Source organism: Shewanella psychromarinicola, assembly GCF_003855155.1.
GTDB classification, from domain to species: domain Bacteria; phylum Pseudomonadota; class Gammaproteobacteria; order Enterobacterales; family Shewanellaceae; genus Shewanella; species Shewanella psychromarinicola.
Genome location: NZ_CP034073.1, coordinates 16,209 through 31,904, shown reverse-complemented (window position 1 = coordinate 31,904; position 15,696 = coordinate 16,209). Strand labels below are relative to the sequence as shown.

General features: G+C 41.9%; 13 protein-coding genes, 1 pseudogene and 1 riboswitch. Of the genes and pseudogenes, 10 read left to right on the top strand and 4 right to left on the bottom strand.

Features of this window, described 5'->3' with window-relative positions; genetic code table 11:
• The first annotated feature begins 158 nt into the window (after positions 1–158).
• Positions 159–758 carry a hypothetical protein gene (locus EGC80_RS00125; RefSeq protein ID WP_124013583.1) on the top strand — a complete coding sequence of 200 codons (600 nt, stop codon included), beginning with the start codon at positions 159–161 and terminating at the stop codon, positions 756–758.
• On the opposite strand, the gene EGC80_RS00120 is transcribed toward EGC80_RS00125, so the two are convergent.
• Positions 748–1,581: a TIGR03899 family protein gene (locus EGC80_RS00120; RefSeq protein WP_124013603.1), complete on the bottom strand. Its 834-nt coding sequence runs from the start codon at positions 1,579–1,581 to the stop codon at positions 748–750. The genes EGC80_RS00125 and EGC80_RS00120 overlap by 11 nt on opposite strands.
• Before the next feature lie 66 nt (positions 1,582–1,647).
• Positions 1,648–2,829: pseudogene (locus tag EGC80_RS00115) on the bottom strand (MFS transporter).
• A gap of 194 nt (positions 2,830–3,023) precedes the next feature.
• On the opposite strand from EGC80_RS00115, the gene EGC80_RS00110 reads away from it, so the two are divergent.
• From EGC80_RS00110 to EGC80_RS00090, 5 genes are all read left to right on the top strand, one after another.
• On the top strand, positions 3,024–4,427 hold the full coding sequence (locus tag EGC80_RS00110) for a hypothetical protein (protein ID WP_124013584.1): 1,404 nt from the start codon (positions 3,024–3,026) through the stop codon (positions 4,425–4,427).
• 41 nt (positions 4,428–4,468) lie between these two features.
• Positions 4,469–5,629 carry an imelysin family protein gene (locus tag EGC80_RS00105; protein ID WP_124013585.1) on the top strand — a complete coding sequence of 387 codons (1,161 nt, stop codon included), beginning with the start codon at positions 4,469–4,471 and terminating at the stop codon, positions 5,627–5,629.
• Positions 5,630–5,771: 142 nt separating this feature from the next.
• The gene (locus EGC80_RS00100; RefSeq protein ID WP_124013586.1) at positions 5,772–7,400 is read left to right on the top strand and encodes a di-heme oxidoredictase family protein; all 1,629 of its coding nucleotides are present in this window, start codon (positions 5,772–5,774) and stop codon (positions 7,398–7,400) included.
• 172 nt (positions 7,401–7,572) lie between these two features.
• Positions 7,573–8,094, top strand: coding sequence for a menaquinone-dependent protoporphyrinogen IX dehydrogenase (gene hemG, locus EGC80_RS00095; RefSeq protein WP_124013587.1), 522 nt, complete (start codon positions 7,573–7,575; stop codon positions 8,092–8,094).
• Between the two features lie 3 nt (positions 8,095–8,097).
• Positions 8,098–8,628, top strand: a complete 531-nt coding sequence (locus tag EGC80_RS00090) for a cytochrome b/b6 domain-containing protein (RefSeq protein WP_233768567.1) — start codon at positions 8,098–8,100, stop codon at positions 8,626–8,628.
• Between the two features lie 367 nt (positions 8,629–8,995).
• Here the strand turns inward: EGC80_RS00090 and EGC80_RS00085 are convergent, their stop codons facing one another.
• Together EGC80_RS00085 and EGC80_RS00080 are read right to left on the bottom strand one after the other, a co-directional pair.
• On the bottom strand, positions 8,996–9,652 hold the full coding sequence (locus EGC80_RS00085; protein WP_124013588.1) for a thiol:disulfide interchange protein DsbA/DsbL: 657 nt from the start codon (positions 9,650–9,652) through the stop codon (positions 8,996–8,998).
• Between the two features lie 444 nt (positions 9,653–10,096).
• Entirely contained in the window at positions 10,097–10,756 is a 660-nt protein-coding gene (locus EGC80_RS00080; protein WP_124013589.1) for a DNA-J related domain-containing protein, read from the bottom strand.
• 374 nt (positions 10,757–11,130) lie between these two features.
• On the opposite strand from EGC80_RS00080, the gene EGC80_RS00075 reads away from it, so the two are divergent.
• The 4 genes from EGC80_RS00075 to EGC80_RS00060 all read left to right on the top strand — a co-directional run bounded on the left by EGC80_RS00075 (position 11,131) and on the right by EGC80_RS00060 (position 15,097).
• Positions 11,131–11,697: a phosphoribosyltransferase gene (locus EGC80_RS00075; RefSeq protein ID WP_101032665.1), complete on the top strand. Its 567-nt coding sequence runs from the start codon at positions 11,131–11,133 to the stop codon at positions 11,695–11,697.
• A gap of 176 nt (positions 11,698–11,873) precedes the next feature.
• Positions 11,874–13,787 carry a peptidase U32 family protein gene (locus EGC80_RS00070; RefSeq protein ID WP_124013590.1) on the top strand — a complete coding sequence of 638 codons (1,914 nt, stop codon included), beginning with the start codon at positions 11,874–11,876 and terminating at the stop codon, positions 13,785–13,787.
• A 194-nt stretch (positions 13,788–13,981) separates the two neighbouring features.
• Positions 13,982–14,305, top strand: coding sequence for a DUF3622 domain-containing protein (locus EGC80_RS00065; RefSeq protein ID WP_101032664.1), 324 nt, complete (start codon positions 13,982–13,984; stop codon positions 14,303–14,305).
• 126 nt (positions 14,306–14,431) lie between these two features.
• A complete protein-coding gene (locus tag EGC80_RS00060) occupies positions 14,432–15,097 on the top strand; it encodes a hypothetical protein (RefSeq protein ID WP_124013591.1) in 666 nt (221 codons plus the stop codon).
• A gap of 302 nt (positions 15,098–15,399) precedes the next feature.
• Positions 15,400–15,614: riboswitch (cobalamin riboswitch) on the top strand.
• Positions 15,615–15,696: the final 82 nt, after the last annotated feature.

Below are 15,696 nucleotides of genomic sequence, written 5' to 3'. Positions count from 1 at the left end.
ATTAGTAATAAGCTAGAAATACATCATTTATAATGTTTATGCTGGGTATTAATTAGCTTACTACATGTTAAAGGTTACATTTTTGTTGAAAATTTGTTTGTTATCATACTAAGGTGTTAGTATAATAAAAGTGTTCTTGTTTGAAATAAGGTTACTTTATGTCTACTTTATCTGATGAAGAACTCGCTTACTTTAGCGATGTTTTTGCACCGGAAGATGACAGTACCGATAATTCATTAGCGAAACATTCATTAAGTGTCGCGACTGAAATACCTCAAGTACTTGCTCATATTCTGGGGAATGCCAAACTAACCTTGCTCGCTGAGATAAGCTTTTATCAGTTGTGGTTTCCGTTAACCTTAAAACAAGATGACCTAGGACAATTTTCGCCACAGTTGGGCGTCCCTGAAGTGATTGATATGCGCGGTGGAGAACGCAGCTGGCGGCTTGAACATGTCAAAAACATCAAGGTGATGGATAATGACTCCGCGAAATATGTTGAGGTATTATCTTTGTCTAGCTCGGGGATGACGATTAAAGTGCCGCAAGAACTTAATGCCAAAATGCCCCATTTAACCCAGCTTATTTTACCTAATGGTGTGCACCTTGATATGGTTTTTGAACCTGTAAGGACTGAGAACGGGATCATGGCGGCAAAAATTAGTGCCGAGGGTGAGTCGCGTGAAATGTTGCGCCAATTTTTATTTAGCGAACATAAAGCCAAGTATTCGCACCTTTATAAAAATATTAACCGCTAACGATAAAGTCTTTAGCTAAGATGGTTTGAAGCGTATTGATAAATTCATTATCACTTTTTGGCTGAATTAATTGGCATAACTCATCACCTACAGTGGTAAATCGATAATAGGTAAATAGCAAGTGTTGATCTTTGGGTTTTAGGGTCAAAGTGGCATTACACATCGTTAACTGAATATTTTCATTACTGCTTAATAGTCCAGTTTCAAATTCGCTTTTATGTAACAACCCCGCATCGACTAACGTTAAAATACTCGAATAAGGTAACCCGAACTGTGACAGGCCGAAGTTGGTTTGAGTATGCTTACGAAAATATTGCTTTATCCCGCCATTAATACGATAACTGCTGAGTAATTTAAATCTGGGTTCAGTATTAATTTTGACTGACATACCTAACGCTTTTTCAAAGATCTGTGCTTCTCGAAGCGTCAATTGTGTGAGCAGCGCCAAGGTGCGAAGGCTGAAATTACCAGGGTTGACGACTTCGCTGGCCAAAATTTTGGCCCATAAATCTTGCATCTTACGATTATGAATTTGTTCTGCCATTTGAAAGAATTGATAGCGCCAATCAGGATCTAACTCCACACCAGTAACATCCGATGGGGTGTAAGTGAGCGCTAAGGCAAAAATGCTTTCAAGGTTGGCCTGATGTTGGCTGAGTTGTTTGCGTTGACGGTGTTCTGCACGCTCTGCAACGGATGCAGTTGAAGGCCGATAATCTTCTTCGCTTGCTAAACCGATAATGCGCCCGAGCAATAAGGTTTTTTTGCGAGCGGACACTTGAGTGTTGCCATCTTGGATTTGCGTAACATCAACATCAACCATCATTAAACCTCTTTATGCATTGCGCTTGCGTCATGCCTGTATGGTATGACATCTGCGCTGAATCGTTTAGTGCTTTGTTCTTGATGGTGACCATAAGGTTTCATTATCTGGTCGTGGATGGCGCGGCACATTGAATGCTAGCGCGAGTGAGCATACGGCAAATCCAGTACCGATAAAGAAAACCGACTTAGGCGAGCTTAACCACAAAATACCTAATAACGCCGGAATAATAACCGCTGCTATATGATTTATAGTAAAGCTGACCGACATGGTTGAAGCAATATCGTGTTTATCTGCAATTTTTTGAAAATAAGTCTTTGTCGCTATCGCCATTGCAAAAAGAAGATGATCAATGACATACAATCCTGCAGCAATATTGGCGTCGTTGACATAGGCGTAACAACTGAAAATAATGACTAAGCCAATGTATTCAATAATCAAGGCATTGCGTTCACCTATTCGACCAATAAAGCGGCCTATTTTAGGCGCAAAGATTAAGTTAACCACATAATTAATTAGAAATAACCCAGTAATTTCGGATACCGAATAACCGAACTTTTCAACCATCATAAAGCCTGCAAGACCATAAATATTTGCCGGCGCGCACCAGAGAAAAAGGTCAGTAAATAATACAGCCAGTAGCGTTTTCTCATTATTAAATGCTTGTGTTGAATGGAACCAATGGTAAAACGAGGGCAATATACCGTCATCACAAACACCATCAATAATCCACATCCGCCAATGATGCTGTACATCCAAATGTAATCGAGGCTAAGCCAACTCATTATCAACCAAATTGATCCGTAGCCGAGTAGCGCCGACGCCGAACGCCAAGCTAATGCTTTACCCATAAACTCAGGTGCATCGGCCTTTTCAACCCATTGCAATGTAAGCGATTGATTTATGGTTTCAAAGTAATGAAAGCCAATCGACATCAGTACCGTCGTTAAATACAGCCCGATGACATCGGGAAACCAGCCGGTAATGCCCACACCAATACACAATAGCGCCAATGATGATAAGGCAAAGGTCTGCTCTTTGATCATTAACAACACAAACACTGCGGTAAAGGCTAAAAATCCCGGCACTTCTCTTAGGCTTTGCAATAAGTCTATCTCAGCCCCGGTGAACGCAGTTATTTAATAGTGCCTGCCAAACAGCAAACACCATTGACATAACAAAGGTCATCCACAGCAGTAAGTGTTGTGGGTTTGTCCATTGGATCGTGAGGGGGGCAGTACTTGTCATTGACGTGTCTGACATGGTTGAAACTCTTATCTCTAAGCTTATTAATCCATAGTGACATAAAACGGTTTGTTAAGTGAAAAGTAATTAAAACCAAAGCTAACACTAATGCAAATAATATTGCGAATGATTATCATTTGCTGTATGGTTGTTTTAGTATCTGAGTAAAGCATTAACTCACTAGGTTGGAGAAATTGATGAATAACACGTTAACCTTGTTGGCAGTATCTGTCGCAAGTGTATTGGGCTTAAGTGTTATGTCGAATGCACACGCCGCAACGAATACCGAAATATTTGCTAAAGCAATTGCTAAACAGGAAGCTGAAATTGCACTATTAAAACAACAGCTTACTACTTTAGCTTCTGAGCAAAAGCAACAGCAGCAACAAAACAAACTGGTGGCGACTCAAGTTGACACCGTGGTACAGAAAACTGCTGAAGCACATGATCGTTTTAGCCGTTTTAGTGTTAACTCATATGGCAGCGCGGTTTACACCAGTGATGAATATTTCGATAACGTCCAAGATACCTCTGCAGAGCGACGTAATCGTACGGATTTAGAGCGGATAGTGACTGAGTTTGGTTATCAGTTTACTGATGATTGGAGCATGGAGGTTGAAATTGAATATGAACATGGTGGCACTGGCTCCGCATTAGAATATGACGGCTTTGATGAATTTGGTGAGTTTGAATCTGAAGTTGAAGCGGGTGGTGAAGTGGTCGTTGAAAAAGCGGAAATTCGCTACCGCCCTAGCAAAGCGTTTGGGGTGAAGTTCGGTAACATTCATTTGCCCATTGGCTTATCAAGCATTCTGCATAAGCCTAGCCAATATTTGACCGTGCAGCGCCATAAAAGTGAGGCTGCAATGATGCCGACCGTTTGGAACGAAAACGGTATTGGTGTTTACGGCGAAATGTCAGACTTTCATTATCAAGCACAAGTCATTAGTGGCTTAAATTCTGAGTATTTTCGCACCTATGATTGGGTGGCATCTGGCCATCAAAAACGCTTTGAAGAAGTCAATACAGATGACCTAGCGTTTGCAGGACGTCTTGATTACGGCAACTTTAAAACCGGCAGTGCTATCGGCGTTGCTTATTACTATGGCAATACCAGTGGTAATCGCCATAAAAGTAACAAGTTAGACGTTGATGGTGCATTAAGGATTATGTCTGTCGCAGGTGCGTTTGTTGAAGGACCTTGGATACTTCGTGGTCAATATTTATATGGCACGTTAGACAATGCTGATGCGATCACCCTAGCCAACAAAACCACCCCAGGTTTACGTCCAGGTAACTTTGCCCAATTGGGTTCAGAGTCACAATCGTTCTTTGTTGAGGCAGGTGTAAAGCTCGACGAATGGTTTGATATTCCGATGACAGTGTTTGCCAATATCGATTATTCCAATCCACTTATGGCCGTTGAAACGGGCACAGCAACCCAGCGTTATGAAAACACTTGGAGCAGCGTAGGTATTAACTATTCTCCTATACCTGAGGTTGTGATTAAAGCCGAAGGAGGTCTGCATCAAGTGGCAGTTGCCAGCATTCCTGACACTAACTTTTTTGCTTTGGGTGTGGGATATCAATTCTCGCTATAAGTTTATTTATTTTGAGTCAATTTTTTATACGGAGTTTTATTATGCGCGTTAAACACACTGCAATTACACTGGCTTTAATCACTACGCTTTCAGCATGTGGCGGTTCAGGTTCTGATGATACAAGCACCGAAACCCCAGTGGTACCAACAACGGGGTTTAGCTTTGTCGCTACTGAAATGATCATCAACTTAACCGATGATGTCATTGTGGCGGGTTATGCAGACTTAGCTGCACAAGGCGATACTTTGTTACTGGCAACACAAACCTTGTTAACCTCAACTTCACAAGCCGATTTAGTGGCCGCTCAAAATGCGTGGAAGTCGGCTCGCCAACCTTGGGAACAAGGTGAGTCGCATATCTTTGGCCCAGTCGACTCATTGAGTATCGACCCGCATTTAGACAGCTGGCCATTAAACACCACCGATTTACAGACTCAGTTAGATAGTAACAGTGGTTTTGATGCCGAAACTATTAAAGCTTGGAATGATGACGTTCAAGGTTTTCATACCATGGAATATCTGTTGTTTGGCGATGGTGTTAACAGCAACACAAAGTTGATTGCAGATCTTAGCACCAAAGAGCGTGAGTATTTAATCGCCTTAGCGGAAGTGTTCCGCGATTACACCGCGCAATTAGACGATGCTTGGCAAGTGAGCCATAACCCACAAGATAAAAATGCCAAACCTTATGCCGAGTTGCTTAAAACTCCTGGCGATGCCACTAACACTATTTACTCATCGCAGTTGGCCGTTATTGAAGAATTGATCAACGGCATGATTGGTATTGTCGATGAAGTGGGTAACGGTAAAATTGCCGATCCATTCGGAGAGTCATTAACCACGGCAGACACTTCTAAGGTGGAGTCGCAGTATTCGTGGAACTCACTAACCGACTTTTCAAATAACATCATTGGTGTACGTAACGTTTATCAAGGTGAGTTTACGGGTGGTGCCGATAAGCAAGGTTTAATTGATTTTGTGACAGCAGCTGATACGACTTTAGCTACGCGTGTCGCCAGCGAAATTGATGATGCCATTTTAAAAATTCAAGCCATTTCGGGTAGCACTAGCATGCCTTTCCGCCAAGCGATTCTAGATGATGACGGCCGTGCTAGAACCCAGGTTGCTGTGGATGCATTAACAAAGTTACAAGCGACGCTGCAGTCAGATGTGCTGCCTTTATTATCTGATTGGAACTCATAATTTAGCTGTTACCGTCTCAATAAGGCCATGGAACGACCTTATTGGGAGGGTAAGTGTGACCAAAAAAATAGAGACTCAACTAATAACAAGGTCGCATTACTGCCAAATAAACTCAATTTTAGTGTGAATGTGTGAGACAAAGATGAACAAATTATTAAGACAACCATATTGGTTTGTAGCATTACTGGGGCTTAGCCTAAGTGCTTGTGGTGGCAGCGGCGATGATGAAATCTCGCCAGACCCCATTGATCCGGTAGTGACTTATCCTAGCTATACCTCAATTGTTGCTTTAGGCGGTGACACCACTACGTTTGATGCCAATAGTTCTGGCCATGGTTTTTCGACACCATCAGTTAATTTAACTGACGATGAACTCGAGTTACATCTAGAAGGTGATGCCAATTTTGAAGTGTCATTTACTACCGCACCGAATGAACAACATCCTGAGCTTGATGGTTTAGGCCCTGTATTTAATAATGCTGACTGTAATTCTTGCCATCAACGCGATGGTCGAAATTCCACTCCCTTTTTGGCCGCAGATGAAACTCGGGTAAAACTGGGTTCGGCAGCGGGTATTTTCTTACGTATCAGTAAAGCTCCTGCTGAGCCTTGTAGTGTAGGAACTGCAGATAATAATTACTGTGCGCCGATTAAAGTGCCAGATTTTGGTGACCAGCTATTCCATCGCGGAGTATTAAAAGCGCGCCCAGATTGGCAAGACAATGCATTTGTTGGTCAAGCAGATGTGTATTTGTCTTATGAACGGCATGATGAAGTGTATGCCGATGGACGCACTATTAGTTTGAAGAAGCCTATTTTCGCGGTCGAAAATCCATATGATGCACCAGGTGAAACCAAACAAAGTGCCAATGTAACCTCAAATCTATTACAAGATGATGTGTTAATGGGTTGGCGTAACGGCATGCCTGTGTTTGGTTTAGGGTTGCTAGAAGCAATACCTGAGGCAAGCATTCTCGCCAATGTTGATGCTGATGACAGCAATAAAGATGATATTTCTGGACGGGCTAATTGGGTATTTGATGCCATAAAAGCACAAAATGGTGACAGTACACCCGTGTCTTTAGGTCGCTTTGGTTGGAAAGCCAACACGCCAAGTGTCCGAGTACAATCGTTAGGCGCATTACGTGGTGATATTGGTATTACTAACCCGTTATTTCCTGATGAAAGCATTGTTGGCACCAGTTTACATGATTCATATTTAACCCGTACTGGGTTTGTTGATACTGGTGAAGATGTTAACGGTGCGCCAGAGGCCAGTGCAGAGTTCAGTGATTCAGTGGTGTTTTATGCCGAAACATTAGCGGTGCCAGCCAGACGTAACGTTGATAAAACTGCAGTGCGCGAAGGCGCGAGGTTATTTGAGCAACTCAATTGCAGCAGTTGTCATACGCCGTCGTTTGTGACCAAAACCTCAGGTGATATCGGCGGATTACCGATGAGCGACAGCTTAAAAGGCCAAACTATTTATCCCTTTAGTGACCTGTTGTTGCACGATATGGGTGAGGGATTGGCAGATGGTCGTCCAGACTTTTTAGCCGACGGTAATGAATGGCGTACTCGACCATTGTGGGGCATAGGCTTAACCCAAACGGTTAATCCACAAGCCGGATTTTTACATGACGGCCGCGCAGCAACCTTGGAAGAAGCCATTTTGTGGCATGACGGAGAATCTAAAACGTCTAAACAAGACTTTATGGCCTTAACGCAAGCAGAGCGTGATCAGGTTATCGCCTTTTTACAGTCGTTGTAAATTTGCTGTAAAGCTCAAATACCTTAGGCATTTATGGCTAGGGTATTTTTTTGCGCGGTAGTTCACATTGCCGCTATTGTGGATCATGATGACGTGATCTGTTTCATGTAAATTTTCACGCCAGTGGTCTAAGATACTGTATTACTTTTAAATGATTTCATTCGAGGTCAGCATGAGCCAAATTTTACTGATCCATTCAAGTGTCCATGGTTACACTCAAAAAATATGTGAATATTTACAGCGTCAACTGGTTGGGCAAGATCAGCTGGTCACGGTCGCATCCTTAGCGGAAGCTCCCGATTTAGCCCTATTTGATAAAGTGTACATCGGTGCCAGTATTCGTCATGGCAAACATCGTCCAGCGTTGTATCAATTTATTGAAGCTCATCGTACGGAATTAGAAAACAAACCCAGTGGTTTTTTTTCGGTTAGCTTAGTGGCGCGTAAACCGCAAAAAAACACCCCGCAAACTAATAGCTATATGCAGCAATTTTTACAGCAAAGTGTTTGGCAACCAACATTATTACAAGTGTTTGGTGGTAATTTAGACTACCAAGGCTACGGTGTGATGGACCGAAATATTATTCGGTTTATTATGTGGATAACCAAAGGCCCTACCGATCCTAATACCAAGGTAGAGTTTACCGACTGGCATAAAGTTGATGAATTTGCTCAGCAGATCATTGAGGCATAATTGATGAAGCCAGCGATGACAGCATCGCAGTGGTACGATGCGATAGCCACTAAATTGCACGCCGTAACAGGGGTGTTGAGCGTTTTGCTTATTGCCACTAGCCCGTGGATATTAATGGGGCGGCGTTTGCCGCCTAATAGCAGTGGCTGGAATAGCTGGCATGTCTATGGCGGTTTGTGTTGTGCTTTGTTAGCCGTAGCTTTTGCTTTTGATGTCTGTAGGCAAGGTCAATGGCGTCAGTTTTACCCTTGGATAGTAGGCGAATGGCGTCAATGTCAGCAAGACCTACAGGGCTTGTCTAAAGGACAATTACCGCTATCTGGCGGTAAAGGCTTATTGAGTGTGATTGCCGGGATATGTTTATTGTTATTGCTGATGGTATCTGTCACAGGTGTGGGGTGGTGGTTGGCTCAAGGTGGTGAATATGCACTGAGTTTACGCTATTACCATAGTTTATTTGCAAACTGTTTTGCTGGCTTATTACTCGTACATGCGTTACTTGGACTACTGCATTTACGTGATTTTTTTGATTAGAGAGCGTGGTCTGGTTCTGATGATCTGGTTATATCCTCCCAAGCCACTTCATCATGCTCGTTTCAGCGCTCCCGTAGGAAGAGCCTAGAGCGCTGCGCTGCTAGGAACTCGCAAGCTCGCCAGAGGGCGGTGCTTCGCTCCTTCTAGGTGCTAGGTCTTAGGTCCTAGGATCTAGAAGCGTAGCGACCCTAGCAGGACGGAGTCCGCCCTAGAACTTAGCAGTCTGCACATGCGTAATCCTGCATTTCGAGGTCGTTTGAGTATAGGTTCTTATCTCTGAATTACAGATGGGATAAATCGAAAAAAATGGCTATCAATTGATAGCCATTTTTTTCATTAGTGTTGATTACTCATCAAGATGCGGCCGTTATTTTGAGGTGGCTAAATAGTTCATCAACTCAATTAGTTCATCTAAAGTGCTAATTTCATTCATATTGATAGCGTATTTATCATTAACGATAAATGCGGGTACGCTACTGACGTTATATAACGTTTGTTGCTGACGCCATAAAGCCAATGCTTTATCGGTAGTACTGCTGTCGGCCAATGTGTCATAGGTTGCGGCATCGACACCAAATTGGCTGAAGATTTTTTTAATGTCTTCACGGCTGTTTATTTGTGATTCATGCTGGTGGCCTTGAGCATTGTGATCATGCCCATTGGCGCCTTTATCACCTTGGATAGCCGTAAACATTGCGTGGTTGAGCTTTTCTGCTTGACCAACCTCATGAATAACAGCCAGTGATCGCATCACTTCAGTGCCTAAATCGCTGTTCATAAAGTCAACATGCTTAGTATCGAAGGTGACCTCTTCATCTAATCCTGCTTTAATCTCAGCAAGATACTGAGTTTCCATATTGAAGCAGTTATGGCAGTAAAATGAAAAAAACTCAGTGATTTTTGGCGTACTAGTAACCATATTATTGGAAATTTGAGTGTAATGCTTGCCTGCAACAAATGGCGCAGCAAATGTGCTAAATGAGGCTGCTATGAGCGTCAATGCAACGGCGAAATATTTAATCATGTAAAACCTCAGATCAATGTTATTAGCGAGTAATCAATAGGATTAGATTAATCTGCTCGAGCTAATTAGGGTAAGTTTCTAAGCTGAATTATGGCTTAAATCATCAATTAAAAAGGCGTTAATTTCGTGATCCGTGCGTGCTTTATGAGGTTAACCTCTGAATTAAGGCAAGATATTGAAGTGAACTTAATGATTATTAAGGAATGTCATCATAAAGTGGCATTGAGTTGTTCAATCTAGATGATGCGATATAGAAGGTTAATCTGGATAATTAACCAAAGCCTGTTTATTGATGGCTGTAAATAGCTAACGATTAAATGGCTAATGCGCATCGCTAAATAACTAAAGCACAGTTAGTCATGCAGAGTTCTGTGGACAATCGCTATCATGGTCTATGAGTGTTCGACCAAGATATTGAGCCTGTAAATTATTGGCAGCCTACGCTTAATTTCTTAGGGTTTGCCATGCTTCGCATACTTCACGGAAACGTTCGGCATTACCTTGTTCGCGGTCGGGGTGCCATTTAAGCGCGAGTTTGCGCCATTGTTTGCGAATGTCTTTATCGGTGGCAGTGTCATCAAGTTCAAATACTGTCAAGGCATGACCTTGGTGCATTAACTGGGTGTTGACGCCAATATACTCCTGATAACTTGACCAGAATGACTCCAGCATTTCTTGTATAACGTTAACGCTGGCATCATAATTGGCCCAATCGAGATAATAATCGCGTAATGCACCATCGCAAATATGTTGCACATCAGCATTGGCCGGAATAATCCTAAATATTTGGATCTCCATTGCCTTTACTTGTAACCACTGTTTGGGGATTAATATGTCTTGTAATTCATATAAGGCGTTCATCAGTAGAAAGTTGCGTTTAAAGAGGTCTTTTTCGGGTAAAGGGTCAAGATTATACATTAATCCTTTGGCTTGTAACTCGCTCGCCAAATGATGTACTTTCCAACTTTGGTTGGTTGATTGCAACAAACTCAGCACAGGCCATATGAGCGGGTTGTCACTTTTAGGCACCTTGAGTTCGTTGTTGTCTGTGGTGCTTGCCTGTTCAGTTCCATAGGCATGGTGTAAGGTTTTATTGACTAGCATAGTGGCGTATGGGTCCTGAATTGGCGATAAAATCTGCTTTTCATGGCAGCCCACTATGCCATAGTCGTTTTTAATGACAAGTAGATTTTATTGTCATTACGACCCAGGTATTGACCTTGAACTTTGCCTTCAAGCTTGAGATAGCAAACTTAACGCCTACTCTATATTGTATTGATAAAGGATACTTGTTAATGAGGTGGATTATTGTTCACATTAGGATCGGTTGACGCTACTAGTGGCGCTTGAGATAATGGCGATGTGGCGAACGTTTTGATTTTTTTATTGCTTTTGATCAATTAATTCCTTTTCTTGCAGGCAAGAAAAGCTTATTTGATATAAAATTCGCCGCAATAAAATAACTGGGGCTTTAACCAATGACAGATAAACTCTTTGTTAGTGCGCAACAACTTTTGGAAGATTCATTTAGACTCGCTGCACAAGTATATGACAGTGGCTTTCGACCACAGTTTATCGTGGGTATTTGGCGCGGTGGAGCACCTATCGGTATTGCCGTTCAAGAGTATTTTGATTTTAAGAAAATCGAAACAGACCATATTGCAGTTAGAACCTCGTCTTATTATGGTATTGGCACTGACAAACAAGATAAAAATATTAAAGTGCACGGTTTGCATTACATTATCGAAAATGCCAATGCTAGCGACGGTTTGTTGATTGTTGATGACGTATTTGACTCGGGGCGCAGTGTTGATGCGCTTATTGGTAAATTAAGAAAATTTATGCGTTTGAACATGCCAACCGATATTCGTATAGCATGTCCTTACTACAAACCCAAAAACACTAAAGTCGATCTAAAGCCAGATTATTTTATTCATTCATCTGAAGATTGGTTAGTGTTCCCACATGAAGTGTCTGGTTTAAACCCACAAGAAATTGCTGAAGGTAAAACTGACTTTAAAAATATCCAAGATCTGTTTTTATAAGCCTAGCGTTGCAGCCATTTTAGGCGTTGATAACAACGAATTCATGTATAACTTTATGTAAAGTTTGCTAAAGTATACCGCTATTTGAATGCGTCAACATACTTATGTCAATGCGACAATATTAGTATGCTGGCGCACTTTTTTTATCCGAATTAATGCGAAATTTAGTTAACATTATGGTTACTGTAGAATTGTTTACACCTGAGGCACCCGTAAAACGTCGATTAGAACTATTAGCGCCTGCTAAAAATGCTGATTACGGCATTGAGGCTATTCGCCATGGTGCTGATGCGGTTTATATTGGTGGTCCTGCCTTTGGCGCGCGCCATAATGCTGGTAACAGTGTTGAAGACATTGCTCGTTTGGCAGAATTTGCTCATCGTTATCATGCTCAGGTTTTTGTGGCGTTAAATACCATTTTAATGGATGACGAACTTGATAAAGCCCAAAAGCTTATTTGGCGGCTTTATGAAGCGGGGGTTGATGCCTTGATTGTTCAAGACATGGGTGTTTTACAATTTGATCTGCCGCCTATTGCGTTGCATGCCAGTACGCAAACGGATAACCGCAGCCCTGAAAAAACGGTCTTTTTAGAGCAAGTTGGTTTTTCGCAAGTCGTATTAGCCCGTGAGCTCAATATCCCACAAATTCGCGATATTGCTGCTAGCACAAAAATGAAGTTAGAGTTCTTTATTCACGGCGCATTATGTGTCAGTTATAGCGGTTTATGTAATTTGAGCCATGCGTATTCTAATCGCAGTGCTAATCGCGGTGAATGTTCACAGATGTGTCGGTTACCGTGCAATTTGACCACTCGCGAAGGTGACGTCTTAGCTGAAAATCAGCACTTATTATCATTAAAAGACAATAACCAGACCGATAATTTAGAAGCGTTAATTGATGCTGGTATTAGTTCGTTTAAAATTGAAGGCCGCTTAAAAGATATTACTTACCTTAAAAATATCACCGCTCATTATCGTCAGCAACTTGATGCGATTATGGCTAAACGTGATGATGTAGAATCAATTTCTCATGGTCGTTGCACGTTTAACTTTATCCCCGATCCTGATAAAAGTTTTAACCGTGGTAAAACGGATTATTTTGTTAATGAACGTACTGAGGCCATTGAGCATTTTAGTTCGCCTAAGTTCATTGGTGAAAAAGTGGGCCGTATCACCGAAGTAGGTAAAGACTTTATTAAAATCGATACCCGTGAAAGTGGCAAAGACATTCACTTTAATAATGGTGATGGCCTCTGTTTTTTTGTTGAACACTACGAAACACAGCGTTTGTCTGACGATAAACTCTCTGGCGTGCGCATCAACCGTGCTGAGGGGAATGTCTTGCATTTAACCGAGGTACCCAAAGATCTTAAAATTGGGGTGATGATGTTCCGTAACTTTGACCATAAGTTCGAAGCTAGCCTTAACAAAGATTCTGCTAGCCGTAAAATGACTGTCGATATGCAATTTTTTGATACCGATGACGGGGTGGGATTAACGATTACAGATCGGCATAATATCAGTGCGACAGTCATGTTAGCGTGCGATAAAGCCCCCGCTAATGACCAAGTCAAGACCGCCGAAAATCTGAAAAAACAATTCAGTAAACTTGGCAGCAGTGACTTTGTATTGAACAAGGTTAATTTACTCACGCAGCAGATGTGGTTTTTACCCATCTCGGTTGTTAATGAGTTACGCCGCGATGCCGTTAGTGCATTAATGACGGCAAGAGTTGCCAGTTACCAACGACCAGAGCGTTGGGTGCATGATAAAACAGCACGTTTCCCGCAAAAGGCACTGAGCTTTTTATCTAATGTGGCGAATGAAAAAGCGAAATCTTTTTACCATCAACATGGGGTGATTCAAATTGAAGACACCTATGAGAAAAATAACGTTTTGCATGATGCTCCGTTAATGGTCACTAAACATTGTCTGCGTTACAGTTTTAATTTATGCCCGAAAGAAGTTGAAGGTATTAAAGCGGATCCTATGTTTTTAGAGGTAGGTAAAGATAAATTGAAATTGATTTTTGACTGCCATAAATGTGAAATGATGATTGTTGGCTCCAACCAATTAGTGAAACAATAATGGCGCCACAGCATGATTTTAACCATCATTGCTTTTCCGCTGGCAGTATTAAGCTTGCCATTGGGTTAGTTTTTCAAATAAGCTGCAAAAATAACCATTAAATAGCTGCCCAAACTCGTGTGTTTCGAGTACACTGCGCGGCTGAAATTTCATGGGTTTTAGCCTGTGATACCTTAAGTAGGAAAGAATAGATTATGAGCGATAGCAAAAAGTATGCTTTACGTGTTATTCAAATTGAAAACACTTGGAAAACTGAAATCACTCGTCGTATGACATCGACTAAAACCATAGTATCAAAAAGCCAAGATGGTTTTGCATCAGAAGCAGAAGCCATTGCATGGGGCGAGCAAGCACTGCAAGGTTTTTTATCTAAGCAAGCTGATCGTAACCAGCGTAAAACAGAGAAGCACCTTAAAGCTAAAAGCTTAGCGGCTGCTATTGCTGCTGAATCGGCCATTGACGAAGAAGAGCTGTTCGATGCTGAAGATGAAGATGAAGATGAAGACGAGCTTAACTAATATTTTACCCACTATGTATAGGTTATAGATAAGTTTCAATTTTTGTATGTTCAGGATAGGACGTACTAAATTAGCATGATTTTTGATCAACTTATCTCTATCTTGACCAAATAAGGATTCATTTGGATGAACAAGATTGCTGCAATTATAGGCTGCTCGGGGTGTTTAGGAATAATGTTCCTGTTCCCCAGTAGTGCATCTGCTACCCCTCCAGCACAGATGGCATTTGGCGACGTTGATAAGTCATCAGGTGTTATGGTGATGTCTGATGATGTCCAGAAACTCATAACCTTGTCTGCAAAGTTCGGCTTTTTACCGCCATTAGATTGGAAACTTGCATTCAGTGATAAACGTGGCGACATGACGATGGCTGAGTTTATTCCAACCAATGAGTCATTAAATGACTGGTCTAGTTTAGTCTGCATGCAGGGGTTTAAAGGGTTAGCCAATGATGTTGAGCCGGAACGTTTTTTAGATTCAATGGCGGCGACTTATCAACAACATTGCCAAGGGAAAATTGTTTATCAACAGCTTGGCAGTTCTGAAGTTGACGGGCTCGAAGCGGTACATGGTTTATTAGGCTGCACCAGTATGCCTAATATTCATCACTCTTCAGCAGTGGAAGATGTGTCTTATATCAGCCGTCCACAAGGCGAAATGGGCTATTTTTCTGTAATAAGTGATGACGAAAATGTCTACCTAATCCATAAATCTATTCGAACAGACGTGTTTACTACCGAAACGACTCCTATCACTATCGATAATTATCGTGACTTCATGACGTATCCCTAGCGTCGAATCCTAGCGCCGTGTCATATGGTTGATAACCCTCTTAGGTGCCACTAACCAACAAATTGACTGTTCTACAAGCTGAATAATCTGCAGGTTACTCTTTTGTTGGTATCAAGTTCACCTTTGGATCCGTTATAATCTCTGCGTTATTACTTTATGATGTCAGCAATAATTAAACGGTACTAGGGTACTAAATGCTAATGCTGGCATAACGAAACAGATATTTTTAATGATGGGTTGAACCTCAACTCACGTTATTTCAAGCGTTAACCTCAACTCGGCTTATTAGCCCGGGATGAGATTAGTTAGTCAATCTTTACGGTGCTTGCAGTGGATCGATAGACCAAAGCAAGATAATCGGGAAACCAGTGTAAATCTGGTACTGCCCCCGCAACGGTGATTGGTGAGAGTCAGGTGCGCAACAGGGTTGCGTTAATCATCTAGACTCGCGCGGGTTATGCCATAGGTATAACGCCACAACCTCAGTCCGGAGACCGGCCTTAAAGGTGATTTCGATGATTTCGGTGGGCAGATCTCGAAATGTGATGTGATACTGCTTGTTGACTTATTCTGACGATTTTTTTCAGGAGATTAGGGCG

What these genes read in the sequence shown, in the direction of transcription:
- EGC80_RS00125 (WP_124013583.1), top strand. Translation starts at nt 159, where the DNA reads ATGTCTACTTTATCTGATGAAGAACTCGCTTACTTTAGCGATGTTTTT.
- EGC80_RS00120 (WP_124013603.1), bottom strand. Translation starts at nt 1,581, where the DNA reads ATGGTTGATGTTGATGTTACGCAAATCCAAGATGGCAACACTCAAGTG.
- EGC80_RS00110 (WP_124013584.1), top strand. Translation starts at nt 3,024, where the DNA reads ATGAATAACACGTTAACCTTGTTGGCAGTATCTGTCGCAAGTGTATTG.
- EGC80_RS00105 (WP_124013585.1), top strand. Translation starts at nt 4,469, where the DNA reads ATGCGCGTTAAACACACTGCAATTACACTGGCTTTAATCACTACGCTT.
- EGC80_RS00100 (WP_124013586.1), top strand. Translation starts at nt 5,772, where the DNA reads ATGAACAAATTATTAAGACAACCATATTGGTTTGTAGCATTACTGGGG.
- hemG (WP_124013587.1), top strand. Translation starts at nt 7,573, where the DNA reads ATGAGCCAAATTTTACTGATCCATTCAAGTGTCCATGGTTACACTCAA.
- EGC80_RS00090 (WP_233768567.1), top strand. Translation starts at nt 8,098, where the DNA reads ATGAAGCCAGCGATGACAGCATCGCAGTGGTACGATGCGATAGCCACT.
- EGC80_RS00085 (WP_124013588.1), bottom strand. Translation starts at nt 9,652, where the DNA reads ATGATTAAATATTTCGCCGTTGCATTGACGCTCATAGCAGCCTCATTT.
- EGC80_RS00080 (WP_124013589.1), bottom strand. Translation starts at nt 10,756, where the DNA reads ATGCTAGTCAATAAAACCTTACACCATGCCTATGGAACTGAACAGGCA.
- EGC80_RS00075 (WP_101032665.1), top strand. Translation starts at nt 11,131, where the DNA reads ATGACAGATAAACTCTTTGTTAGTGCGCAACAACTTTTGGAAGATTCA.
- EGC80_RS00070 (WP_124013590.1), top strand. Translation starts at nt 11,874, where the DNA reads ATGGTTACTGTAGAATTGTTTACACCTGAGGCACCCGTAAAACGTCGA.
- EGC80_RS00065 (WP_101032664.1), top strand. Translation starts at nt 13,982, where the DNA reads ATGAGCGATAGCAAAAAGTATGCTTTACGTGTTATTCAAATTGAAAAC.
- EGC80_RS00060 (WP_124013591.1), top strand. Translation starts at nt 14,432, where the DNA reads ATGAACAAGATTGCTGCAATTATAGGCTGCTCGGGGTGTTTAGGAATA.